Source organism: Nocardia wallacei (assembly GCF_014466955.1).
Classification (GTDB): Bacteria; Actinomycetota; Actinomycetes; order Mycobacteriales; family Mycobacteriaceae; genus Nocardia; species Nocardia wallacei.
Genome location: NZ_AP023396.1, coordinates 1,645,200 through 1,667,878, shown reverse-complemented (window position 1 = coordinate 1,667,878; position 22,679 = coordinate 1,645,200). Strand labels below are relative to the sequence as shown.

Sequence of the window (22,679 nt, the reverse complement as noted above, 5' to 3'; positions counted from 1 at the left end):
CAGGTGATCCTCGAATCCGGCCGATCTCCGGCCCGCGACGCCGCGGCGGTGCGTATGCGCCGTGCGGCGGCGGCGCGGTTGCGCGGTGGGTCGGCCGGGTCGGTTTCCGGGGCGCTTTCGGTGGCGGCGCACGGCTGGGCATCGGGTGGGATGCCGGTGGGGACCACCACCGTGGCGCTGCTCGTGGCCGCCTGCACGGTGGTCGGCGCGCTGGTGGCCGGTTTGGGGCCGTTGCGGCACACACGGTCCGGGCTGGGCGTCGCGCTGGTCGGCGGGCAACTGCTCGGGCACGCCGTACTGTCGTTCGGGGGCATGTCGCATGGGGAATCGATGTGGACGCCGGTAATGCTGTGCGCCCATCTCGCCGCCGCGCTGTGCGCCGCTTTCGTCATTCACGCGGCGGAGGCGGCCTACCGGATCGGGACGGCACTGTCGCGGGTGCTGCCGAAGCTGCTGCGATCACCGGTGATCGCCGGGCCTGCGGCGCTGCGGATCACTCATCGCGATCGAGTGGTGCTGCGGGTCTTCGCCGCTGAGGTCTTCCGCACGCGCGGCCCGCCGGTGCCTGTTCGAGGCTGAATATTCCCTACACCCGTACACATCCCGACGCTGTCTCGCGTGAACGCTCGAGCTGATCGTCTGTTGAGCGGAATCCCAACGGCCGGAACGGCTTCCGATGTCGCACTGCACCCATGGAGCACGTGGTGACGTCCTCCGGCCGGAAGGTCCGGTGCCACCGGGCATTTCGACGCATGGATGACAGCCGCCGCTCGCCTCATCACTAGCTGTGCCATCACCGCACACGCCGGAGCGGGTCGCGAACCTGACCGAGCCGCACAACGGACTCCGTGCCGAACCAGGCACCCGTCCGTAGTGACGGGACGAGTCCGCTGGCCCGCAGGGCGAGCACGAGTCTGTCAGCCAGGCAGCAACGTGGGGGCAGCGAACACAAGCCCGCAACCCGTCGGCAAGACCACCACGGCGAGCGCGAACCCGTCACCCGGTCGGCAATACCGCGACGGCGAGCCAGAGCCATCGGCCGGTCGGCAACACCGTGACGGCGAGCCAGAGCCATCGGCTGGTCGGCAACACCGCGACGGCAAGCCAGAGCCGTCGGCCGGTCGGCAAGACCACGACGACGAGCCAGAGCCCGTGGCCCGGCTGAGCAAAGCCGCGGACACGAGTTCATTGCATGGATGGCAGTGCCGTGGCGGCCGACCGTTCGGGAGGTGGTGGCGATATGAGCCGCCGCTCGGGCAGGTGGGTCGGTGGCCGCCGGATTGTCCGCAGCCACCGGGCGACAGCGCGTACGGGTGCCTCTCGAACAGGAGCACTTCCCTTGAGCATTACCGATTCACCGGTTCCCGCGAAGGAGCCGCCACAGCTCGCGCCGGAGGCGTCCGGCGCGCCCGCGCCGCCGGATCGCGGCCGTGATACGCGCGGAGCGTTGTCCGCGTTGGCGATGCGGCTGCATTTCTATGCCGGTGTCTTCGTAGCGCCGTTCATTCTGATCGCCGCAGTTACCGGTGCGCTGTACGCGATCTCGCCCACACTGGAGTCGATCGTGGATCGCGATCTGCTGCACGTCGATTCGGCCGGCCCGGCCCGGCCGCTGTCGGAGCAGATCGCGGCGGCCGTGGCCACGGAACCGGGGCTGGGGCTGAATGCTGTCGCGCCCGCGCCGAATCAGGGCGAGACCACGCGGGTGATCTTCACCGATCCGGCGCTGGGCGAGTCCGAGCGGCGGGCGGTATTCGTCGATCCGGCCACGGCCGAGACTGTCGGCGCCGGTGTGGTGTACGGCAGCTCGGGTGCGCTGCCCACCCGCACCTGGATCGACCTGCTGCACCGGAACCTGCATCTGGGCGAGCCGGGGCGGCTGTACAGCGAGATGGCCGCGTCGTGGATGTGGGTCATCGCGCTGGCCGGGCTCGTGCTCTGGGTACGGCGGGTGCGGTCACGGCGGGAACGGCGGTCGATCGCCTGGCTGGCACGGCCCGATCGGTCTCGGCCCGGACGCATCAGAGCGTTGAATTGGCATGCGGCCGTGGGCTTTTGGATCATGGTACCGTTGCTCTTCCTGTCCGCGACCGGGATGACCTGGTCGACGTACGCCGGTGAGCACATCGAGAAGCTGCGCGCCGAACTCAGCTGGACCAAACCGGCCATGAGCGCAACCCTGCCGGGAGCTGCCGGTCCCGCAGTGGCGGCCGCGGGTGAACATGCCGGGCACAGCGGCCACGACATGGGCGCGCCGGTGCCGGCGGACCGGGCCGCGCAGGCGGACAAGGTGTACGCGGTCGCGCGCGGACACGGGCTGGAAGGACCGCTGGAGATCAGCATCCCGGCCGCGGACGGCGCCGCCTTCGTCGCGCAGGAACGTCGGCTGTCCGGGGTGTACACGCAGGACTCGATCGCTGTGGACGGACGCACCGGAGACGTGACCGACGTGCTCCGCTACCGCGACTGGCCGCTGATGGCCAAGCTCGCCAACTGGGGTATCCAGCTGCACATGGGCCTGCTGTTCGGGCTCGCCAATCAGTTGCTGTTGCTGGCCACGATGATCGCCCTGATCACCGTGCTCGTGCGCGGCTACCTGATGTGGTGGCGCCGCCGTCCCACCCGGGCGGGCAGCCGCTTCGCGTTCGGCAAGCCACCGCGCCGTGGAGCGCTACGTCGCGCACCGTTGTATCTCATGGTGACGGTGCCGGCCGTCGCCGTGGCGATCGGCTGGTTCGCACCGGTGCTCGGAATCAGCCTGCTGATGTTCCTGGCCGTCGACGTCATCGTGGGCCTGACCCGCCGCCGTACGGCCGGCTGACTCCATAGCCCCTTTCCTACCGGGGCTTCGGCTATTGCCCAACGCGGGTGTGGTGGGCACGCATGAGGGGGCCGACCACACCCGCCGCCCGGCGAATTGCCGAAAAGTGGTGCCGCGCGGCATGTTCACGACGACAACCGCGGCCGTGGCGATAGCCAAGCCCACCGCCGTCACCGCCGTGAACGATTCGCCGAACAGCACCGCGCCCCAGACCGCCGTGGTCGGGGCCATCAGGAACATCAGGGAATTGACTCGGGTGACACCGATTTTCTCGACCAGGTACCAGTACAAGCCGTAGCCGCCGAGGGTGGCGAAGACGATCAGCCATCCCGTGGCCAGCCAGAAGCGCGGCTGTGCGGGCGGAGACACGGTACCCAGCGCCACCGCGACAACGGTGAAAACCGCCGCGCTGCTGCAGCATTGGACAGCCAGGCTGGTGAGCACCGGTGGTGGCGCGGTGATTCGCCGCTGCAGGACGGTGGCGGCGATCAATGCCAGCATGCCCGCCAGCGGGATCGGATAGGCCCACCACGGCACGCCGCTCGCCTCGACGGCGTCGGACACCGTGACGAGCGCGACCCCGGCCAGGCCCAGCGCCAAACCGGCCCACTGCCGGGCGGACACCACGACCCCGAGTAGCGGGCCGACCAGCGCCGCCGCGACCAGCGGCTGAATACCGTCGATCAGGGCGGTGGTGCCGGTGTTCACGCCGAGGGCGATGGCCCAGTACACCGTTGTCAGGTAACCGGTCTGGGAGAGCAGGCCGATGACGACCGTCCGGCCCAGCGCGCGGGCGCCCGGCATGCCGTGGACTCGCACGGCCAGCGGCGCGAGGACCAGTGCCAGCGGAACGAACCGCCACAGGAGGACGGTCGCGACCGGAGCATCCGCCCCGCCGAGCTTGGCCCCGACGAATCCGGAACTCCAGCAGACCACGAACAGCGCCGACAACACGACCAACCCGGCCCGTCCCGATCGCACTTCACTGATCTGTATACCCATGAGGCCGACTATACAGATCTGTATAGTCAGTGAGGTGGAGACGACGGACGCGATCGAGTGGACGCCCCGCGCACGGCAGATCCTGGCCACCGCCGCGCGGCTGTTCTACGACCACGGCATCACCTCGGTGGGCGTCGACCGGATCGCGGCCGAGTCGGGCGTCACCAAGCGCACGCTCTACGACCGCTTCGGGTCCAAGGACCGCCTCGTGGCCGAGTACCTGCTCGCTCGCGACCACGAGTGGCGAGAACGGCTCGAGCAGCGACTCGCTCCGCTTCCGGACGACCCGGCCACCCGGCTGCGCGCGGTGTTCGACACCTCCGAGGAGTGGATGCGCACGCGCGGGGCGAAGGGCTGCAGCATGGTCCGGGCGCATGCCGAACTGCCGTCCGGCCACCCCGGCCACGCGGTGGCCGTCGCCCAGAAGCGATGGATGCGCGAGCTGTTCCACACACTCGCCGCACAGGCCGGGACCCCGGACCCGGACACCGTGGCCGACACCATCACCCTGCTGCACGAAGGCGCTCTGGTCTGCCACGGCATGCACGTCACGCCGAACCCGATCATTCAGGCTTGCGACGCAGCGGTGGCGCTACTCGGCTGAGCCTGCGCCAGAACGCCACCCGACTCCGGTTTCTGATTGATCGGTCAATATGGTTGCGCTACAACGTAATTCGCAGCCCTTCGGCCTGGAGATGGCACAAAATCGCCGCGCGCAACAGTGTGTGGGAAAGCCGACAACCATGTGCGCGGCCGCTTCCATCCGCGCTACCTTCGCCCAGGCAGCGGTCGAGTCGGCGGCTCTACCCGACGACTTGCCCCATGGGCGCTGTCCGCGAGCGACTTTCGCTGATCCGTAATGACGAGCAGGAGTGCTGTGACCATTCTCGTTACCGGCGCGACCGGAAATATCGGACGCTGTCTCGTGCACCGGCTCGTCGACGCCGGGCAGGCGGTGCGGGCCATGACCCGCGCTCCGCATACCGCGCGCCTTCCCGCGGCGGTGGATGTCAGATACGGGGATTTCGAGCAGCCGGATACCTGGGCCGAGGTCCTCGACGGCGTGGACCGCGTCTATCTGTTCCCGCACATCTACGACGTCGAAACGCCCGGCGGTCATTTCGTCGATCGGGCGGTGCGCACGGGCGCACGCCGCTTCGTGGTGCATTCCGCGGTCGCGGCCGGTTTCACCGGCGACGAGCCCGCTGATCCCGGCCTGCATCATTTGAAACGACACCTGGCGGTAGAACGGCGGGCCCATCGGGAGCTCGAGCGGTGGGTCGAGGCGACGGGGGCCGAATGGACGCACCTGCGTCCCGGTTTGCTGGCTGTCAATGCGCTGAGCTGGGCGGAGTCCATACGCACCGAACGCGTCGTGCGGGAGCCGTACCCCGCGTCAGGGTACCCGTGGGTGCACGAAGCCGATATCGCCGAGGTCGCCGTCGCGGCGCTGCTGACCGACGCGCACGTCGGCGCGGCGTACACCCTCACGGGGCCGGCCAAGGTCACCCAGGCCGAGCAGGTGCGCGCCATCGCCGCCGCGATCGGTGAGGCCATCGCATTCGAAGAGCTGAGTCCCCAGCAGGCGCGGGAACAGTGGCTGCGCGACGGGTATCCGGCCGAATACGTCGACTGGATGCTGGAACTGCGTATCGACTCCCTCGAGGGCCCCGGGTGTATTCCGCCTACCGATACCTTCCACCGAATCACCGGACGAGCACCACGCAGTTTCGCGCAGTGGGCCGCCGACCACCGAGCCGACTTCCAGCCGCTGTCGGCCTCCCCGGAGTAGGAGTCATGAAGATTCTCGTCACCGGCGCCACCGCCAATATCGGCCGCATGGTCGTCGACCACCTGGTGGACCTGGGTGCCGACGATATTCGCGCGCTGTCGAACCATCCGGAACGCACGGCGTTCCCGCCCGAGGTCGAGGTGGTCGAGGGCTATCTGCGGAGACTGTCCTCGCTGCCCCGCGCCTTCGCGGGCGTCGACCGGATGTATCTCGCACCGGCTCACGAAACCGTCACCGAGGTAGTCGAACTGGCCCGCCGGGCCGGAATCCAGCACATCGTCGATCTGTCCGGTAACGAGACATCCACCTGGCAGCCCATCGCGCAGGCGGTCGAGCAGTCGGGCGTCGGCTGGACCCATCTGCACGCGTACGAATTCATGGAGAACACCACCGACTGGGCGGAGCAGATTCGCGCGACAGGCCAAGTGCGCGAACCATATCCGGATTCCGCGGACGCGCCCATCGCCATGGACGACATCGCTCGTGTCGCCGCGACGATTCTGCTCGGCGACGGGCACCTCGGCGCGACCTACCGGCTCACCGGTCCCGAAACCTTCACCAGGGCAGAGCGTTTGCGGTTCCTGGCCGAGGCGATCGGCCGCGAGCTGTCGTTCGTGACGGTGTCGCCCGCCGAACTCACCGCACGCCTCGAGCCGAAGATGGGCGAGTTCTTCGCGCGGTGGTTCGTCGAGGGCCTCGCCGCCCGGGTCGAGCATCCGCAGATCGCCACCAGCACGGTCGCCGACCTCACCGGCCGGGCCACCACATTCGCCGACTGGGCCACCGCCAACGCCGAGCTGTTCCGCTGATCCGCCGCCGAGGCCGGGCGGCGGCGCGAGTTCGAGGTCACTCGGGAGTGTCGGTGGGCTGGGCTTCTGTCTGGTGGACCAATTCCTTGACCGGGCGCAGGATCACCCAGGCCAGGAAGGCGACGGAGACCACGATCATGCCGATGCCGGACCACAGGTTGGTGTTCCAGCCGCCGGAGCGGGCGAGGTCGGCGTCGGAGTGGCTCACCAGGCCGGTGACGACCAGGATCACGCCGTAGAGGCCGATCAGGGTGCCGACGATGGTTCGGATGTCGAAAAGCATTGCGTCACTTCCTTATCGGACGAGGATATTCAGCGCGATCACCAGCACCAGCGCGATACCGGCGAGCAGGACCGGGCGCTGGTACCAGGGCAGCGAGGCCGCGTCGGGGTCGTTGAGTTGTTCCTTCGGTGTCTCGGAGTAGACCAGGCCGACCAGTTCGGCCGCGGGCTTCGGCGTGGTCACCTGGGTCACGATGACGCTGAGCACGATGTCGACCGCGAATGCCACACCGGCGGCGAGGAAGCTCGACCCCTGGCCCGACAGGTGGAACACCTCGGTCTGGTGCAGGATGAAGATCACGACCGCGGACAGCGTGCCGAACACCAGCCCGACCCAACCGGCTGTGGGCGTCATCCGCTTCCAGAACATGCCGAGGATGAACGTCGCGAACAGCGGCGCGTTGAAGAAGCTGAACAGCGTCTGCAGGTAGTCCATCATGTTCGAGAAGTTGCCGGCGATGAACGCCGTGCCGATCGCGATCACCGTCGCGCCGACCGTGGCCAGGCGGCCGATGCTCAGGTAGTACTGATCCGGCGCGTCCTTCTTCACGTACTGCTGCCACAGGTCGTAGCTGAACACCGTGTTGAACGCCGAGATGTTGGCCGCCATACCGGCCATGAACGCCGCCAGCAGGCCCGCGAGCGCCACGCCGAGCAGACCGTTCGGCAGCACCGCCTTCATCAGATACAGCAGCGACTGGTTGTAGGTGGCGTCGCCCTCGCCGGTGGCCTTGAGATCGGCGATCTGCGGAACCAGGATGGCGGCGATCATGCCGGGGATCACCACGATGAACGGGATGAACATCTTCGGGAACGCGCCGATGATCGGGGTGCGCCGGGCCGCGGAGATGGAATGCGTCGCCAGCGCGCGCTGCACCTCGACGAAGTTGGTGGTCCAGTAGCCGAACGACAGTACGAAGCCGAGACCGAACACGATGCCGACCACCGACAGGACGTTGTTGCCGAAGCCGCTCAATTCGTTACCCGGCCACGAGTGCCACTGCTCGGCGCCGTCGGGCTGCCCCAGCACCTTGTCCTTCAACCCGCCGACGCCGCCGACGCGATGCAGGCCGACCAGGGTCAGCGGCAGTAGCGCGGCCACGATGACGAAGAACTGCAGCACCTCGTTGTAGATCGCCGCCGACAGCCCGCCGAGGGTGATGTAGGACAGCACGATCACGGCGGCCACGATGATCGACACCCACAGCGGCCAGCCCAGCAGCACGTTCAGGATCGAGCCGAGCAGATACAGGTTGACGCCCGCGATGAGCACCTGCGCGAGCGCGAAGCTGATCGCATTGACCAGGTGTGCCCCGGTGCCGAAACGCCGGCGCATGAACTCGGGCACGCTGCGCACCTTGGAGCCGTAGTAGAACGGCATCATCACCACGCCGAGGAACAGCATGGCCGGAACCGCGCCGATCCAGAAGTAGTGCATGGTCGGCATCCCGTATTGGGCCCCGTTGGCCGACATGCCCATGATCTCGACCGCCCCGAGGTTGGCGGAGATGAACGCCAGGCCGGTCACCCACGCCGGCAGCGAACGGCCGGACAGGAAGAAGTCGATACTCGACGACACCCGCCGGCGGGCCAGCAGGCCGATGCCGAGAACGAAGACGAAATACAGTGCGACCAGGAGGTAGTCGACGGGGGCGGCGTCCAGGCGGAGCTGGGTACCCTCGGCCAGGACCGAGTGTGCGGGACCCCCTGCCAGCACAGCGTCGAACACTCCGGGCGGCTCAGCAGCGGCGGGCGACATATAGCTATCTCCTGTCGATGGGATCACCGGACGACCAATCGGCCGAACCCGGATCCTAGCGGGTTGTTAACGCTCACAGGAGCAGAACCAGCGACTCGACCGAGCCGTGTCCTACGTTCTCGCGCGAGTCGCCGCCGCGCTGCCGTGCGCCACCATCCCGCTACCGGGGTCAGGCTCGGCGGCCGATGCGCACTGTCCCGATGCCGATGCCCGAGCGCGTGGTGACCGAGCGGGCGGTGACCGAGCGCGTGGTGACCGAGCGCCTGGTGACCGCGCGCCTGGTGCCGAGTGCGTGGTGACCGAGTGCGTGGTGACCGAGCGCGTGGTGACCGAGTGCGTGGTGACCGAGCGCGTGGTGACCGAGCGCGTGGTGACCGAGCGCGTGGTGACCGAGCGCGTGGTGACCGAGCACGTGGTGACCGAGCACGTGGTGCCGAGCGGGCGCGGGGAGCGCACGCCACGCTCGGCACGCCACTGAGCGACTCGCTCAGCCCGACAGGTCGTCGAGCAGGCGGCGGGCCTGCTCCAATTCCGCCTGCAGCTGTTCGACTTTCGCGCGCTGGCTGCTGCGCACCGACTCCAGCACCGCGTCGACCACCTCGGCGACCTCCGGGTGCAGGATCTTGGCGGCCTGGGCGACCGTGGCGCCGGGGACCGACAGGCCGCGCGTGCGCTTCTTGCCGTGCGTCACGTCGACCGTCCACTCCCCGTCGGCGGTGCCGGACAGCGTGACCGTCACCTCCGGGGTCTTGGACTTGCGGGCGGTGCCGGCGCTCTTCTCGCGGGCCGGGCGCGCGGCGGCGCCCTGGCTCTGCTTGGCGGGCGGTTTCGGAGCCGGGGCGGCCGGTTTGGGAGCCTCGGTGACAGCGGGCTGGACCGGGGCCGGGCCGGGTGGCGTCGGCGCAGGGTTGACGGTCGACGGCATGCTCACTGCGGTGTCCTTCCTGGTTGCCGTTGTCTTCTTGGGGGCTTGCTTCGTGGCCGGTGGTTTCGCGCGGGCCGGTTTGGTCAGCGTGACCTCGGTCGGCGAGAACGACAGCACATCCTTGGAGCCGGTGGGGCGCACCTGCAGGAAATCGCCCTCGGCGGGGTCACCGAGTGCGACCACCTTGCCCGAACGCCCCTCCGGCACACCCACCGCATCCGCGGTGAACCAGACCATCGGCGGGCGGCCGTCGGTGATCTCCGCGGCTATCTGCCGAATCTCGATGTCCGACAAGGGTTGCGACTTGGTTCGACGGGACGACATGGTGCTCTCCGGGCGCTAGTGGACATCTGCGTGCCATGAGCATGCCCCATGCCACCGACAAGTCCACATCGCCCGGCATTATTGCCGGACCACCGATCTCGGCCGACCGCGAGAATCGTATGCGCTCACTGCGCGGCGCGGTCGCAGCCGCCGCCGGATGTGCCCGCGTCGCCTCCCACGCCGACGGCAACCCGACTGTCACCGATATCCACTGGGAACGCCGGACTTCCGGTTCCGCGCACCGCACCGGTATCCAGCGGCTTCGCCGCCGCGACCCGAATTGCGCGTCGGCACAGCAACAATCGACGCCGATGGCCGCGCCCGCTGCCGGGCTGTTCACTCGGCTGGAGACATCGCCGACGACAACGCGCGGGTGTACCCGCCGCCGTGCGAAACTCAGGCGGCGTGACTCACGTGCTTCGCCGAGTCGCCGATGACCGCGGGCCGCTCGCCGATCAGCTGCCGCAGAAACGCCTCCTGCTCGCGGCGGCCGCGGGCGGCGGCGCGTTCCACACCGCCGGGCAGCAGCAGCGCGGCGCCACTTCTGGTGAGGTTCACCGGGATTCGCAGCAGCGGATACCAGGGCGGCATGTACGGCGGCAGGCCGAGCTGCCGCATCGCCTTGGGGCCGAGGAAGGTACTGGCGACCGACAGGTGCTGTGCCCGCGCGATGCGGCCGCGCAGCGCCGGGAAGTTGCGGTAGTGCCAGCCGAGCGGATCGTCACCCATCGGCATCGCCAGCTGCGGGGTGGTCTCGTCCGGATTCGTGATGGCGGTCATGCAGTGGTAGAGGATTCGCACCGCGTCCCGGAACCCGTCCGGCAGCCACTCCTCGCGCACCCCGATCAGCCAGCCGACGTAGCGGGCGAGGTGGGCCCCGGCGTCGAGGTCGGCGCGGGTGGGGACGATGCCCATCGGCATGGCTCCGATGAACGGCGCGATCAGCGCGCCGACCAGAGTGGCCGCCATGTCGGTCTGGTTGATCGGCACACCCCACTCCTCGGCGTCCCAATCCGGCAGCGCGGCCACGTGGCGCCGCACGAAACCGTGGATCAGCCGGACGTGCAGGGTCGAGCGGTAGCCGGCGCCCAGGGGCCGCATGCCGTCGTCGGAGGTGACGTCGAGCGCCCACTGCAGGGTCTCGGCGAAGCGTTTGGCCGGGCCCTTCTCCAGCGCGCCGGTGCGGATGAGGGTCTTGTTGAAGCCCGACGCCAGATAGCCGCCCAGCAGCGAGACGTCGCGGGCGATGTAGAGCCCGTCGGTGCCGCCCATCCGGAACACCCGCTCGGCGCGGCGGATCCGGTCCCAGTCCACCCAGTCCGGCACGGTCTCGTACCGGAGGAAGAATTCGCGCAGCGGTTCGGGAGCGTGCGGCACGGCGGCGATGCCCTCGCGCAACGCCCGCTCGAACAGCGGGCGGGTGTGCTCGATCCCCTCGGCGTACATCCAGTCGACGATCCGGTCCATCGGCTCGTCGCCGATCAGTAGTGCTTCGCCCAGCTCCTGCCACTGCTCCGGGGAGGGATTGCCGATCCGCATCAGCCGCGCGAACGGGCGCAGGCCGGGGACCTGGCGCGGCGAATCGGGGTGTCGCCGCGGCACGGCTGAGTTCATCGCTGCTCTCCTTCGAGCGGACGCCAAGTCGTGAGAGAATTTACTCCGTTTTCTCTCATTGTGTCAAGGCGCGATCGCGCCACGGTTGCCCGCCCAACCGGTAGCGTGCGCTTGTCATGAAGTGTTCGGCAGTCGCGGGAGCCACCCGATGAGTTCGCGGCACCTGTTGGCACTGCGCGACGAGCGGCAGGCCGTGCTCGACTTCTGTGCCGAGCTGAGCGTGGCGGATCTGGCCGCCCCGAGCGCGGCGCCGGGATGGTCGGTTGCCGACGTGCTCATCCACCTGACCGTCACCGCGCGCGCGATCGTCACCCCGACCGCGTTGGCGCTCGCGACCACGCGCGATCTCGAACGCCTGAACAATCAGCTGGTGGACGTCCGGCGCTCGCATTCGACCAAGCACGTGACATCGGACTTCACCAAGTGGAGCGGGCGCGGCTGCGCCGCCCTGCGGGCGCTGACCGCGCCGGGCATCGACCGGATCCCCTTCCGAATCGGCGAATTGGGTTGGTATCCATTGGGTCTCGTCCCCGCCATGCTCGTTTTCGACTGGCACACCCATATGCGCCACGACCTGGCGGTGGCCCTCGACCGCCCGATCCCGCCCACCGACCCGCGCCGCATGGCCTCGATGCTGACCTGGCTCACCGTGCTGCTGGAGCGCTCGCACCGGGAGGCGCTGAGCTGGCTGGACGCCCCCGTCGCCATCACCCTGACCGGACCGGGCGGGGGCAGCTGGCGCCTGGAGCCGCGTGGCGGGCGGATCCGGGTGCGTCCGGGCCCGGTCACCACGGCCGCGGCCCGAATCGCCGCTCTCGCAGAGGAATTCCCGTTGTGGAGCACGCGCCGCCTGTCCTGGCGAGCCTGCGCGGTCGCCGTCACGGGCGACGTCGAACTCGGCACGCGAGTGCTGGATTCCATCAACCTGGTGTGAGTCAGCGCCGGTCCGATAATCGGATGCCGAGCCGCGACAACGGCCGCAACAGTCGGACGGCGATCGGATTCGTTCGGGGGATCACCATGAAGGACCTCGGGAAGGCTGACATTCGCTGCTACGACCATTCGCTGCGACGACCGGAATGCGGGGCCGTCGAGGTGGCCGGTGGCTCAGGCCCGCGCGGCACTCATCTCTTCCTCGATGGCGGCGGCGAAGGCCGCCACGTCCTCGGGAGTGGTGTCGAAGGCGCACATCCAGCGGACCTCGCCGGTGTCCTCGTCCCACACGTGGAACGGGAAGCGCCGGCGCAGGCGGGCGGTGACGTCCGGGGGCAGGATCGCGAAGACGGCGTTGGACTGCACCGGGTGGGCGATCTCGACTCCGGCGGCCCGCACCGCCGTGGCCAGCCGGGCGGCCATGGCGTTGGCGTGCCGGGCGTTTCGCAGCCACAGGTCACCGCCGAGCAGCGCCTCGAACTGGACCGACAGGAACCGCATCTTGGAGGCCAGCTGCGTGGTCAGCATGCGCAGGTAGGTGATGTCGTGGATGCGGTCCGGGCGCAGGACCACCACCGCCTCGCCGAGCAGCAGCCCGTTCTTGGTGCCGCCGAAGGACACGATGTCCACACCGGCGGCGGTGGTGAACTCGCCCAACCCCAGGCCCAGGGTCGCCGCCGCGTTGCACAGCCGGGCGCCGTCCATGTGCACCAGCATGCCCAGGCCGTGCGCGTGGTCGCAGAGCGCCCGGATCTCCGCGACCGAATAGCAGGTGCCCAGTTCGGTGGTCTGTGTGATCGAGAGCGCGAGCGGCTGGGCCCGGTGCTCGTTGCCCCGGCCCCACGCCTGCGTGTCGACCAGTTCGGGCGTGAGCTTTCCGCCGGGGGCGATCACCGGATAGATCTTGATCCCGGCCACCTTCTCCGCGGCGCCGCACTCGTCGGAGTTGACGTGCGCGGACTCGGCAGTGATCACCGCACCCCAGCGCGGCAACACAGCTTGCAGCGCAACCACATTGGCGCCGGTGCCGGTACACATCGGATAGACCTGGGCATGCTCGCCGAAATGGCGGGCGAAGATCTGTCGCAGCGCGGTGGTGTATTCGTCGGCGCCGTAGGAGGGTTGGTGCCCGCCGTTGGCCGTGGCCAGCGCCGCCAGCACGTCCGGATGGATACCGGCCCAGTTGTCGCTGGCGAAGGCACGCACGGTGGTGTCGTGTCGGCGAAGAGCGTCGGTCATCCCGCCCAGACTAGTGCGGTGGGGCGAGGTCCAGCTGCTGTGCCGCTATCTCCAGATCCTTGTCACCGCGCCCGGACAGGCACACCAGCACCACCGCGCCCGCGGGCAGCGCGCCGCGTTCGGCCAGCTCGAGCAGGTGTCCTACGGCATGGGCGGATTCCAGCGCGGTGATGATGCCCTCGGTGCGGGTGAGAGCGTCCATGCCGCGCAGGGCGACCGCATCGGTCACCGCGGGGTAGCTCACCCGGCCGCTGTCCTTGAGGTGGCTGAGTTCCGGGCCGACGCCCGGATAGTCCAGCCCTGCCGCGATGCTGTGGGTCCCGGCGATCTGGCCGTCCTCGTCCTGTAGCAGGTAGCTGAAGGAGCCGTCCATCTCACCGGGCGTGCCGACGCTCAAGGTGGCCGCGTGCCACCCTGTTTCGATGCCGCGCCCGGCCGCTTCCACACCGATCAACCGGACCTGCGGATCGTCGAGGAAGGGGTGGAACAGCCCGATGGCGTTGCTGCCACCGCCGACACAGGCCAGCACGTAATCCGGCAGCCGCCCTTCGGCCTTCAGGATCTGGGCGCGGGCCTCCTCGCCGATCGTCGTCTGGAAGTCCCGCACGATGCGCGGATACGGCGCCGGGCCCGCGGCGGTGCCGAACAGGTAGTGGGTGGTGTCCACGTTGGTCACCCAGTCCCGGACCGCCTCGCTGACCGCGTCCTTCAATCGCCGCCGCCCCGCGTGAACTGCCCGCACCTGCGCCCCGAGCAGCCGCATGCGCAGCACGTTCGACGCCTGCCGTCCCATGTCGTGCGCGCCCATGTAGACCACGCAGGACAGTCCGAGCATCGCGCACACCGTCGCCACCGCCACGCCGTGCTGGCCCGCGCCGGTCTCCGCCACGATCCGGGTCTTGCCCATGCGGCGGGCGAGCAGGGCCTGCCCGAGCGCGTTGTTGATCTTGTGCGCGCCGGTGTGGGTCATGTCCTCGCGCTTCAGATAGACCCGGATGCCCGGCGCCGGTAGCGATTCCGCGAAGCGCGGCGCGCGGTGCAGCAGTGTGGGGCGGCCGACGCGGTCGCGCAGCAACTCCCGCAGTTCGGCACCGAAGCGCGGATCCGCGCACGCCGCGCGATAGGCCGTGTCCAGTTCGGCCAGCGCGGCCATCAGTCCCTCGGGCACATACCGTCCGCCGAAGCGACCGAATCGTCCCTGTTCGTCCGGGAGCGGAGCGGGCTCGCAGGATTCCTGCGCCACACCGTGATCAACAACCATCAGTACCAACACGTCTCACTGCCGAACCCACATCGTGCACTCTGTCTTACCCGTACGACGTCCACCATGCCCTGCGGGCAATGAAATAGTTAACAGTTTGTTAGTGAAGTTAAAAGGCCGACCTCCGGGCCCGAACCGGCTCACAGAAACGCGGGCTAATATGCGCAGTACACCCGTGCGGGTGAACGTTCACACAGCATCCGCAGGGCCCGGCCGCCCGCTCGGAGGCGAGCCGGGGAGCAGGCACAAGAGGGGTTGCCAGTGGAGAGGCCGGCGTGGGCGCCCGAGGGCGTGGACATGAGCCGGGCCAGCCCGGCCCGGATGTACGACGCCCTGCTGGGCGGGTCGCACAATTTCGAGGTCGACCGGTTGGCCGCGGAAGCGGGCAAGCGGCTCGTACCCGACCTGCCCCGATTGGCCCTGAGCAACCGGGCGTTCCTGCGCCGGGCGGTGCGCTTCCTGGCCGACCGCGGCATCCGGCAGTTCCTCGACGTCGGCTCGGGCATCCCGACCGCGGGCAATGTGCACGAGGTGGCGCAGGCGATCGATCCCGGCATCCGGGTGCTCTACGTCGACATCGATCCCGTCGCGGTCACGCACGCGCGCACCATCCTGGTGGGCAACGACCGCGCCGACGCGATCCAGGCGGACCTGCGCAAGCCGGACGAGTTACTGGCCCGGACCGCCGACTCGGGCCTGATCGACTTCACCGAGCCGGTGGGCCTGCTGCTGGTCGCGGTGCTGCATCTACTACAGGACGCGGACCTGCCGGTGGAGCGGGTCGCTGCCCTGCGCGAGGCGGTGGCGCCGGGCAGCCATGTGGCCATCTCGCACCTGACCTCCGCGCAGCGCCCGGAGGATGCCGCGCGGCTCGGCGACCATTCCGCCAACGAGAGCCGCGTCGGCATCCGCTTCCGCGATCGCGCGGCCATCACCGACTTGTTCACCGGCTGGGAACTCGTCGAGCCGGGCGTGGTCGAGATTCCGCAGTGGCGGCCGGAATCCGAGCGCGATCTACACGAGGCGCCGGGCCGCTCGCTCGGCCTGGCGGGTGTGGGGTTACGGATCTGACTTCGAGTAGGCAGGTGCAGCAGGTGGCATCGCAGGAGGTGACCCGGCGGTGGGCCGACGCGCTCGACGGCGTCGTCGCACCGACCCTCACCCGCACCCAGGTCGAGGATCTGCTCGCCGACCTGTGCGCGCAGCTGCTGGCCGTCCTGCGCGACGACGGCGACGCCGGCATGGTGGCCCGCTCCGCGGCGACGGCCCTGGTCGCCGCCAACTACAAGGATTCGGCGGCGGTCGCCCGGACCGTGCCGATCATCTGCCGCGACATGGTCGAGGCGCTCTGCCCGGAACGCACCGGGGCCGAGTACGAGCGGTTGCGGGACCGGGCCGTCACCGTCGCCGCCGAGTTCGCGGCCGGGTTCACCGCGGCGCTGCGGACCAGGGCGCTGACCGAGCAGGAGGCGACATTGACCGCCGCGCTGGGCGCGGTCGAGCAGGCCCAGGCACAGCGCCAGCTGTCCGAGGCGCGTTTCGCGGCCATCTTCGCGGGCGCCTCGGTCGGTATCGGCACCGTCGACGCCGCCACCGGCACCGTGCTGGACGCGAACGCGGCGATGGCCGAAATGCTCGGTGTCCCAGCGGAACTCATTCCCGGCCGCTCGGTCGCCGAGGTGCTGGGCGCGGACAACATCGGTCCGGCCTACGCGCAGTTCGAGCAGTTGCTGGCGGGCCGGATCGACCGCTTCCGGATCGAGACCAAGACCCTGCGGCCCGACGGCACCACGGCCATCATCGACCTGTCGATGTCGGCGGTGCGGGACGCGCGCGGGGAGGTCCGCTTCCTCGTCGGTGTCTCCGTCGACATCACCGAACGCCAGGCGCTCGCCGCGCAGCTGTGGCACGACGCCCACCACGACAACCTCACCGGCCTGGCGAACCGGGTGCTGTTCTTCGACCGGCTCGCACACGCCGCCCCGCCCATCGGGCTGTGCTATCTGGATCTGGACGGATTCAAGGAGGTCAACGACGAGCACGGCCACACCGTCGGCGATCGCGTGTTGCGCGCGGTCGCCGAGCGGCTGCGGGCGGCCGCCGCGCCGGACGGCTTGGCCGCGCGGCTCGGCGGCGACGAATTCATCGTGCTGCGGGAGCGGTGCGCCGATACCGAGCAGCTGGTGTCGCTGTCCGGGCGGCTGCTGGCCGCTCTCGCCGAGCCGATCGTCGTGGCGGGACAATCGATCTCGGTCGGAGCGTCGGTGGGTACGGCGCTGGTTACCCAGCATCCCGAGGCGATCGACGATCTGATGCACACCGTCGATACCGCCATGTACCGCAACAAGGCCGCGCGGCATCGCCCGGGTTCACGCTCGCGACAGCATCAATAGCGCGGCGGTCAGCGGGTCAGAAATCCATGCCGCCGAGACCGCGCGGGGACGATTCCGGCTCGCCCCGCGGCCGGTCGGTGGTGACCGAACTGTGCTCGGCTCCGGAATCGCGGTCGGATGCCGAGGTCAGTCGGAGATGGCGGCGCGTGCCGGGCCGGTGATCACGCCGGAGCGCCGACTCCGCCAGCTCCGTGATCCGCTGCCAGGTCTTCGTGACGGCTCGCATGAGCGTTCACTCCTCGCGACGACGATGTACTCGTCTCGCGGCATACCCGCCACGGGCCGGACTATGCGAGCACGTCCGGCAGTTCCTCGCGGGCGGAGACCGCGGAATCGGTGTCGGCGAGGTAGGCGATCGCCTGGTGGAGATCCGCGAGGACCCGGTGTGCGAGTTCCCGGGTTTCGGCGGTGGGATCCACCAGGTCGGGGATCAGCAGGCAGCGCAGTCCGGCAGCGTGGGCGGCGCGCAGCCCGTTCGGTGAATCCTCCAGGGCCAGTGTGTATTCCGGATCGGCGGCGAGGGCAGCGGTCGCGGTCAGATACGGTTCGGGGTGGGGTTTGCCCTGCCGGACGTCCTGCCGGGTCACCACCGCGTCGAAGCGGTCCGCGATCCCGGCCGCGCGTAGGTGGTGATCGGTGCGTGCGCGGCCCGATGAGGTCGCGATCGCGCGGGGCAGGGCCCGCGCGTCCAGTTCGTCCAGGATCTCGTGCACGCCCGGTTTCAGGGTCAGGCGCCCGGCGTCGACGAGCCGGGCGAGCCCGGTTTCGTGGCGGGCGAAGAACTCCTCGACCGGGAACTGCGGGCCGTACGTGGCGGCGACGAGTGCGCGGGAGCGGTCGGCGGGTTGCCCGATCATGCCGCGGCAGAATTCCGGCGGCACTCGATAACCCAGCTCCGCGGCTGCGCCGGTCAGCGATTCCAGCGCCAGCCGCTCGGAGTCCAGCAGCAGGCCGTCCATATCGAAAACCACTGCGCGCACCGGTTTCTCGGCGCTCAGCGCCATCGTCTCCGCGTCCTCGGCACTCATCCGGCCCTCCCTTCGACTCCGGCGACAGGTGCCGCCGCACCTCCGCCACACTGTCACGAGACGGCTCCGCCCGCGCGGTGGCCATCGTGCGCACCACGCCGAAGCTCCGATTGCCGTTCAGTAGCTAGACCTGCCGTCCGGGTGGCTATCCTGAACCTCGTGACCCCAGCGACCACATCGACCGGCAAGCGGACCATCGGGCTGATCTGGGCGCAGACCCGCGCGGGTGTCATCGGCGCGAACGGCACGGTGCCGTGGCATGTTCCGGAGGACCTGGCGCACTTCCAGGAGACCATCACCGGCCGCGCGGTCGTCATGGGCCGCAAGACCTGGGACGCGCTGCCCGTCGAGGCACGCGTCGAAGAGGGGCGGCGCACCATCGTCGTCACCCGCGATCCGGACTGGTACGCCGTGGGCGCCGAGCGCGCCGCCTCGATCGAGGAGGCGTTGAGCCTGGCCGAGCCCGACGAGGCGTGGGTGATCGGCGGCGGCGAAACCCTCCGCACCGCAATGCCCTACGCGACGGTGATCTCGGTGACGGAGGTGTCCACCGACGTGACCGGCGACGTGTACGCGCCGCCGATCTCGCGGGAGTTCGTCATGGCCTTCACCACCGGGGTGTCGAGGTCGTCGAACGGCAGGGACTACTACGTCTTCCGCAGCTACGCCCGGCCGTAGCCCGGTCCTCACCCCAGCCGGTGCTCCTGGATCGGCGTGCTCAGGCTGACGCCGTTGAGGTCGAGGTACACGCGGCGCTCGGTGACGGACAGACCGGCGGTGTTGCGGCGCTCGAGCTGTGCGACGGCAGCGTCGACGAAACCCGGTTCGAAGCCGTACAGCGGTATCGCCTCGGCGCGGTGAATGGGTTTGCCGCTCAGTTGCGCCAGCACCCGGTCGGGCTCGCGGTGGGTGTAGACCGCGACGCGGTCGGCCAGTTTGCTGCCGCGGTGCACGCGCTCGGCCGCGGGCGCGCCGATCTCGATCCAGGCGGTGAGGCGTCCGGTGAGGTCGCGCACCAGCACGGCGGGTTCGTCGGTGGACGACACGCCGCCGTCGCTGAACGCGATACCGTCTTCGTACTCGAGGAGATAGGCCAGCAGCCGCGTCACCATGAACTCGGCCGACTCCGACGGGTGGCGCGCGACCCGCAATTCCACATCCGCGTAGACGCCACGGTCCACATCGGCGAGCTGGACGGCGAAGTTGTACACGGTCGCGCTGAGGGCCATAGCCGCAGGAGCTTAGCCGCCGCTCACGTGCGTTCGGCCAGTATGTCGCTCCACCAGCGCTCGGCGACGGCCGGATGCGAGCGCAGCCAGCCGATCAGGGCGTTCTCGCCGTACTGTGCCAGCAGCGGATTGTCGGCGTCGGCGCTGACACCGCGGGCGCGGGCCGCCAGCTCCGCCGGGAGTTCCAGCGGTTCGACCACGGCATCCAGCCGGGGTCCGAGGAAGAACGGCACCGAGTAGCGGTCGACGCCCGGCGGCGGGCTCACCACGCGATGCTTGGTCGCGGTCAGGTAGCCCTGGGTGGCGATCTCCAGCATCTCGCCGATATTGAACACGAAGCTGCCCGCGACGGGCACCGCGTCGATCCAGCCGTCCGGGCCCTGTACCTGGAGGCCGCCCACCGCGTCCTGCTGGAGCAGGGCCAGGTAGCCGTAGTCCTTGTGCGCGCCGACGCCCTGATCGTCGTCGCCGGTGTCGCGGCCGGGATAATGGATGATCTTGATGTGCGTGGACGCCTCCTCGTCGAACCAGGCGTCGAAGTAGCCCTCGTCCTGACCGAGCGCAGCGGCCAACGCGCGCAACACTTCCCGGCTCACTCGCAGCGCCTCCGCCTGCCAGGCGAGCGTCGTCGCGCGCAATTGCGGCAGCGCCGCGGGCCACTGGTTGGGACCGATCAGGCGCTGCCACGCGGGCTGTCCGGGCGCGGGCGGGACAGCCGGGCGCTCCGGGCCGATGTCGATCTGCTCGCGCCGGTCGGGCGAACCGGCGGTGTATTCGTGACCGGTGCCGGTGTACCCGCGGAATTGCGGGGAGTGGATGTTCTCGATCTCCAGCCGCTGCTCCAGGGGCAGCGCGAAGAACTCCTTCGCCACGTCGAAGATCCCGTTGGTCAGCGACTCGGGCACGCCGTGGCCCACGACGTAGAAGAAGCCTATTTCGTGTGCGGCATAACGCAATTCGGCCAAGAACCGGGCGCGCTGCGCGGCCGTCCCGCGGAAGCGCGAAATATCGATGAGCGGCAGGCGGGCGTTCACCCACACGATCGTAGGGACGGCCGTCACGGCCGGAAACCGTTCCGCTCGAGATGAACGCAAGCACCTCGGGTCAGCGCTTTCCGGTGCCGCGGAAGGCGAGCGCGACCAGGAAGGCCAGGACCGCGATGACCACCGCGCCGCCGAACGCGGCGGTGATGCCATCGACCAGCGCCTGGTGCGCCGAGCCGGTCGCGCCACGCGAGGCGGTACCGAAGACGGTGACCAGGATCGCCAGCCCGAGCGTGCCGCCGGTCTGCTGCACCGTCTGCAGCGCTCCCCCGGCCGCCCCGGCCGCACTCGGCGCGACATTCGACATGATGATCACGTTCAGCGGCGAGAACGCCAGGCCGATACCGCATCCCATCAGCACCATCGCCACGAACAGCAGCGGGAAGTAGCCAGTTCCGGTCGACAGCCGGGTCAGTAGCGCCAGGCCCGCGATCATCGATATCGTGCCGGTCACCGTCACCCGCTTCGGGCCGAATCGGGGCAGCAGCCGCGGAATCAGCCGAATCATCGTGAACATCAGCGCGGCCGTGGGCAGGAACGCGAGACCCGTTGCGAGCGAGCTCATTCCCCGCACCTCCTGGAGGTACTGGGTCAGGAAGAAGAACATCGACATGCCCGCCATGGGGCCGAGGAACATATTGGTGTACGCCACGGCGCGATTGCGATCGGCGAACAGGTGCAGCGGCAGCAGCGGTTGCGGCGCCTTCACCTCGACGGCGAGGAACACCGCGACCAGTAGCACTCCGGCGGCGAGCGAGACGCCGGTGGCGGCCGCACCCCAGCCGTGCGCGGCGGCGTTGATGAAGCCGTAGACCAGCGCGGCGATACCGGCGGTCGCGGTCACCGCGCCCGGCAGATCGAGGCGAGCCGGTTGCCGAGCGGCGTGCGGCAGCCAGCGCAGCGCGAGCGCGACGACGGCCGATCCGAAGGGCACGTTGATGAACAGCACCGAGCGCCAGCCCAGCCACTCGGTGAGCAGGCCGCCCAGCATCAGTCCGATAGCGAATCCGGCGCTGGACATGCCGGAGAACAGCGCGAGCACGCGCATCCGGGCCTTGGGTTCGGTGAAGGTGGTGGTCAGCAGGGCCAGCGTGCTGGGGCCGGCCATCGCTCCGCCGATGCCTTGCACGACGCGCGCGGCCAGCAGCCAGCCCGCGCTGGGAGCCAAGCCGCCGGCCAGCGAGGCCAGTGTGAACAGGGTGGCCCCGGCGACGAACAACCGCCGGCGGCCGAACAGATCACCGGCTCGGCCGCCCAGCAGGAGCAGGCCACCGAAGACGAGCGTGTAGGCGTTCATCACCCACGACAGGCCGGTGGCGCTGAAACGCAGGTCGGTGCGGATGCTCGGCAGTGCCACGTTCATCACGGTGACGTCGAGAATGATCATCAATTGGCAGGTCAGCAGAGTTACCAGGACGATACCGGGGCGGGCTGGCCGGGTGTCGGCGCGCGGCGCGGCGGCCTGGGTGAGGGCAGGGGAAGTCAAGGAAGCTCCATCGTAGGACTAAAGCGGAGATAGTCTCCGGTTACGCTGGAGATAGGATATGGAGAACATCTCCACTTACGCAAGACTAAGCGGAGAGTTCATCCGTTTTCAATGGAGGAACCGTGGACGCACCGCCGACAACGACGCCGACGGCGCGGCCGATGCGCGCAGACGCACGCCGCAACTACGAGCGCATCATCGAGTGCGCGCGGGAGGCGTTCGCCGAGCACGGCCCGCAGGCCCCGCTGGACGACATCGCCCGCCGCGCCGGTGTCGGTCCGGGCACGCTGTACCGGCATTTCCCGCAGCGCGATGCGCTGATCGAGGCCGTCTACCGATCCAGCATCGAGAGGTTGGCCGCCGAGGCCCACCAGCTCGTCGAAACCCGCTCCCCCACAGAGGCTTTGGAGCAGTGGTTTCGCGCCCAGGTCGACTTCGTGATGGACAAGCGCAGTCTGGCGGCCACGCTCAAGGCCGCGATCGACCGCGACTCCGAGACCTTCACCCTCTGCTCGAGATTGATCACCGACGCGGCGGCCGCCGTGCTGCGCCCCACGCAGGAGGCGGGCCTGGTGCGCGACGACATCCAGCCGCGGGATCTGCTGCGCCTGGGGCACGGCATCGGTGTCGCCTGCGAAGCCTCGCCGGAGGCGGCCGACCGGTTGATCGCCGTTACCCTCGCGGGGCTGCGCATCCGGGCATGACCGGTCATCCCATACGGTGGCGCCGCCGGATCGCC

At 69.5% G+C, this 22,679-nt stretch carries 22 protein-coding genes and 1 pseudogene; 11 read left to right on the top strand and 12 right to left on the bottom strand.

Annotated elements, in window-relative coordinates:
• Positions 1-3 precede the first annotated feature (3 nt).
• Positions 4-579: a hypothetical protein gene (locus tag NWFMUON74_RS07690; protein WP_232110900.1), complete on the top strand. Its 576-nt coding sequence runs from the start codon at positions 4-6 to the stop codon at positions 577-579.
• Positions 580-1,339: 760 nt separating this feature from the next.
• On the top strand, positions 1,340-2,821 hold the full coding sequence (locus NWFMUON74_RS07685; protein WP_342452777.1) for a PepSY-associated TM helix domain-containing protein: 1,482 nt from the start codon (positions 1,340-1,342) through the stop codon (positions 2,819-2,821).
• 183 nt (positions 2,822-3,004) lie between these two features.
• Here NWFMUON74_RS07685 and NWFMUON74_RS07680 read toward each other — a convergent pair.
• A pseudogene (locus NWFMUON74_RS07680) lies at positions 3,005-3,823 on the bottom strand (DMT family transporter); the annotation flags it as partial.
• A gap of 34 nt (positions 3,824-3,857) precedes the next feature.
• Between NWFMUON74_RS07680 and NWFMUON74_RS07675 the strand changes: the two are divergent.
• From NWFMUON74_RS07675 to NWFMUON74_RS07665, 3 genes are all read left to right on the top strand, one after another.
• On the top strand, positions 3,858-4,427 hold the full coding sequence (locus NWFMUON74_RS07675; RefSeq protein WP_232110899.1) for a TetR/AcrR family transcriptional regulator: 570 nt from the start codon (positions 3,858-3,860) through the stop codon (positions 4,425-4,427).
• A 273-nt stretch (positions 4,428-4,700) separates the two neighbouring features.
• Positions 4,701-5,615 (top strand): NAD(P)H-binding protein, encoded by a 915-nt coding sequence (locus NWFMUON74_RS07670; protein WP_197986981.1) that lies wholly within the window; start codon positions 4,701-4,703, stop codon positions 5,613-5,615.
• A gap of 5 nt (positions 5,616-5,620) precedes the next feature.
• Complete coding sequence (locus NWFMUON74_RS07665) at positions 5,621-6,424, top strand: NAD(P)H-binding protein (protein WP_187687258.1); 804 nt, start codon at positions 5,621-5,623, stop codon at positions 6,422-6,424.
• 37 nt (positions 6,425-6,461) lie between these two features.
• Here the strand turns inward: NWFMUON74_RS07665 and NWFMUON74_RS07660 are convergent, their stop codons facing one another.
• Together NWFMUON74_RS07660 and NWFMUON74_RS07655 are read right to left on the bottom strand one after the other, a co-directional pair.
• On the bottom strand, positions 6,462-6,707 hold the full coding sequence (locus NWFMUON74_RS07660) for a hypothetical protein (protein ID WP_187687257.1): 246 nt from the start codon (positions 6,705-6,707) through the stop codon (positions 6,462-6,464).
• 12 nt (positions 6,708-6,719) lie between these two features.
• Positions 6,720-8,465 carry a sodium:solute symporter family protein gene (locus tag NWFMUON74_RS07655; protein ID WP_187687256.1) on the bottom strand — a complete coding sequence of 582 codons (1,746 nt, stop codon included), beginning with the start codon at positions 8,463-8,465 and terminating at the stop codon, positions 6,720-6,722.
• A 292-nt stretch (positions 8,466-8,757) separates the two neighbouring features.
• Between NWFMUON74_RS07655 and NWFMUON74_RS07650 the strand changes: the two genes are divergently transcribed.
• Positions 8,758-8,943, top strand: a complete 186-nt coding sequence (locus NWFMUON74_RS07650; RefSeq protein WP_187687255.1) for a hypothetical protein — start codon at positions 8,758-8,760, stop codon at positions 8,941-8,943.
• A 9-nt stretch (positions 8,944-8,952) separates the two neighbouring features.
• Here NWFMUON74_RS07650 and NWFMUON74_RS07645 read toward each other — a convergent pair whose 3' ends face one another.
• Complete coding sequence (locus NWFMUON74_RS07645; protein ID WP_187687254.1) at positions 8,953-9,714, bottom strand: DUF6319 family protein; 762 nt, start codon at positions 9,712-9,714, stop codon at positions 8,953-8,955.
• Positions 9,715-10,110: 396 nt separating this feature from the next.
• A complete protein-coding gene (locus tag NWFMUON74_RS07640) occupies positions 10,111-11,328 on the bottom strand; it encodes an oxygenase MpaB family protein (protein ID WP_187687253.1) in 1,218 nt (405 codons plus the stop codon).
• Positions 11,329-11,476: 148 nt separating this feature from the next.
• Between NWFMUON74_RS07640 and NWFMUON74_RS07635 the strand changes: the two genes are divergently transcribed.
• Positions 11,477-12,262: a maleylpyruvate isomerase N-terminal domain-containing protein gene (locus NWFMUON74_RS07635; RefSeq protein ID WP_187687252.1), complete on the top strand. Its 786-nt coding sequence runs from the start codon at positions 11,477-11,479 to the stop codon at positions 12,260-12,262.
• Positions 12,263-12,435: 173 nt separating this feature from the next.
• Here NWFMUON74_RS07635 and NWFMUON74_RS07630 read toward each other — a convergent pair whose 3' ends face one another.
• Both NWFMUON74_RS07630 and trpB read right to left on the bottom strand, forming a co-directional pair.
• A complete protein-coding gene (locus NWFMUON74_RS07630) occupies positions 12,436-13,500 on the bottom strand; it encodes a threonine aldolase family protein (protein ID WP_187687251.1) in 1,065 nt (354 codons plus the stop codon).
• A gap of 10 nt (positions 13,501-13,510) precedes the next feature.
• Positions 13,511-14,761: a tryptophan synthase subunit beta gene (gene trpB / locus NWFMUON74_RS07625; protein WP_187687250.1), complete on the bottom strand. Its 1,251-nt coding sequence runs from the start codon at positions 14,759-14,761 to the stop codon at positions 13,511-13,513.
• 261 nt (positions 14,762-15,022) lie between these two features.
• Here trpB and NWFMUON74_RS07620 point away from each other — a divergent pair, with 261 nt between their 5' ends.
• Entirely contained in the window at positions 15,023-15,832 is an 810-nt protein-coding gene (locus NWFMUON74_RS07620) for an SAM-dependent methyltransferase (protein ID WP_187687249.1), read from the top strand.
• A 23-nt stretch (positions 15,833-15,855) separates the two neighbouring features.
• A complete protein-coding gene (locus tag NWFMUON74_RS07615) occupies positions 15,856-17,154 on the top strand; it encodes a sensor domain-containing diguanylate cyclase (protein ID WP_187687248.1) in 1,299 nt (432 codons plus the stop codon).
• Positions 17,155-17,170: 16 nt separating this feature from the next.
• On the opposite strand, the gene NWFMUON74_RS07610 is transcribed toward NWFMUON74_RS07615, so the two are convergent.
• Together NWFMUON74_RS07610 and NWFMUON74_RS07605 are read right to left on the bottom strand one after the other, a co-directional pair.
• Positions 17,171-17,380 carry a hypothetical protein gene (locus tag NWFMUON74_RS07610; protein WP_187687247.1) on the bottom strand — a complete coding sequence of 70 codons (210 nt, stop codon included), beginning with the start codon at positions 17,378-17,380 and terminating at the stop codon, positions 17,171-17,173.
• 61 nt (positions 17,381-17,441) lie between these two features.
• Positions 17,442-18,182, bottom strand: a complete 741-nt coding sequence (locus NWFMUON74_RS07605; RefSeq protein WP_232110898.1) for an HAD family hydrolase — start codon at positions 18,180-18,182, stop codon at positions 17,442-17,444.
• A gap of 159 nt (positions 18,183-18,341) precedes the next feature.
• Here NWFMUON74_RS07605 and NWFMUON74_RS07600 point away from each other — a divergent pair, with 159 nt between their 5' ends.
• Entirely contained in the window at positions 18,342-18,860 is a 519-nt protein-coding gene (locus NWFMUON74_RS07600) for a dihydrofolate reductase (protein WP_232110897.1), read from the top strand.
• 8 nt (positions 18,861-18,868) lie between these two features.
• Here NWFMUON74_RS07600 and NWFMUON74_RS07595 read toward each other — a convergent pair whose 3' ends face one another.
• From NWFMUON74_RS07595 to NWFMUON74_RS07585, 3 genes are all read right to left on the bottom strand, one after another.
• Positions 18,869-19,411, bottom strand: a complete 543-nt coding sequence (locus NWFMUON74_RS07595; RefSeq protein ID WP_187687246.1) for a YaeQ family protein — start codon at positions 19,409-19,411, stop codon at positions 18,869-18,871.
• A 23-nt stretch (positions 19,412-19,434) separates the two neighbouring features.
• On the bottom strand, positions 19,435-20,445 hold the full coding sequence (locus NWFMUON74_RS07590; RefSeq protein WP_232110896.1) for an isopenicillin N synthase family dioxygenase: 1,011 nt from the start codon (positions 20,443-20,445) through the stop codon (positions 19,435-19,437).
• 70 nt (positions 20,446-20,515) lie between these two features.
• Positions 20,516-21,940, bottom strand: a complete 1,425-nt coding sequence (locus NWFMUON74_RS07585; RefSeq protein WP_187687244.1) for an MFS transporter — start codon at positions 21,938-21,940, stop codon at positions 20,516-20,518.
• A gap of 161 nt (positions 21,941-22,101) precedes the next feature.
• Here NWFMUON74_RS07585 and NWFMUON74_RS07580 point away from each other — a divergent pair, with 161 nt between their 5' ends.
• Complete coding sequence (locus NWFMUON74_RS07580; protein ID WP_187687243.1) at positions 22,102-22,644, top strand: TetR/AcrR family transcriptional regulator; 543 nt, start codon at positions 22,102-22,104, stop codon at positions 22,642-22,644.
• Positions 22,645-22,679: the final 35 nt, after the last annotated feature.

Coding starts and splice junctions, on each gene's coding strand:
- NWFMUON74_RS07595 (WP_187687246.1), bottom strand. CDS start 19,411: ATGGCCCTCAGCGCGACCGTGTACAACTTCGCCGTCCAGCTCGCCGAT.
- NWFMUON74_RS07640 (WP_187687253.1), bottom strand. CDS start 11,328: ATGAACTCAGCCGTGCCGCGGCGACACCCCGATTCGCCGCGCCAGGTC.
- NWFMUON74_RS07580 (WP_187687243.1), top strand. CDS start 22,102: ATGCGCGCAGACGCACGCCGCAACTACGAGCGCATCATCGAGTGCGCG.
- NWFMUON74_RS07665 (WP_187687258.1), top strand. CDS start 5,621: ATGAAGATTCTCGTCACCGGCGCCACCGCCAATATCGGCCGCATGGTC.
- NWFMUON74_RS07630 (WP_187687251.1), bottom strand. CDS start 13,500: ATGACCGACGCTCTTCGCCGACACGACACCACCGTGCGTGCCTTCGCC.
- NWFMUON74_RS07645 (WP_187687254.1), bottom strand. CDS start 9,714: ATGTCGTCCCGTCGAACCAAGTCGCAACCCTTGTCGGACATCGAGATT.
- NWFMUON74_RS07605 (WP_232110898.1), bottom strand. CDS start 18,182: ATGAGTGCCGAGGACGCGGAGACGATGGCGCTGAGCGCCGAGAAACCG.
- trpB (WP_187687250.1), bottom strand. CDS start 14,761: ATGGTTGTTGATCACGGTGTGGCGCAGGAATCCTGCGAGCCCGCTCCG.
- NWFMUON74_RS07610 (WP_187687247.1), bottom strand. CDS start 17,380: ATGCGAGCCGTCACGAAGACCTGGCAGCGGATCACGGAGCTGGCGGAG.
- NWFMUON74_RS07660 (WP_187687257.1), bottom strand. CDS start 6,707: ATGCTTTTCGACATCCGAACCATCGTCGGCACCCTGATCGGCCTCTAC.
- NWFMUON74_RS07635 (WP_187687252.1), top strand. CDS start 11,477: ATGAGTTCGCGGCACCTGTTGGCACTGCGCGACGAGCGGCAGGCCGTG.
- NWFMUON74_RS07655 (WP_187687256.1), bottom strand. CDS start 8,465: ATGTCGCCCGCCGCTGCTGAGCCGCCCGGAGTGTTCGACGCTGTGCTG.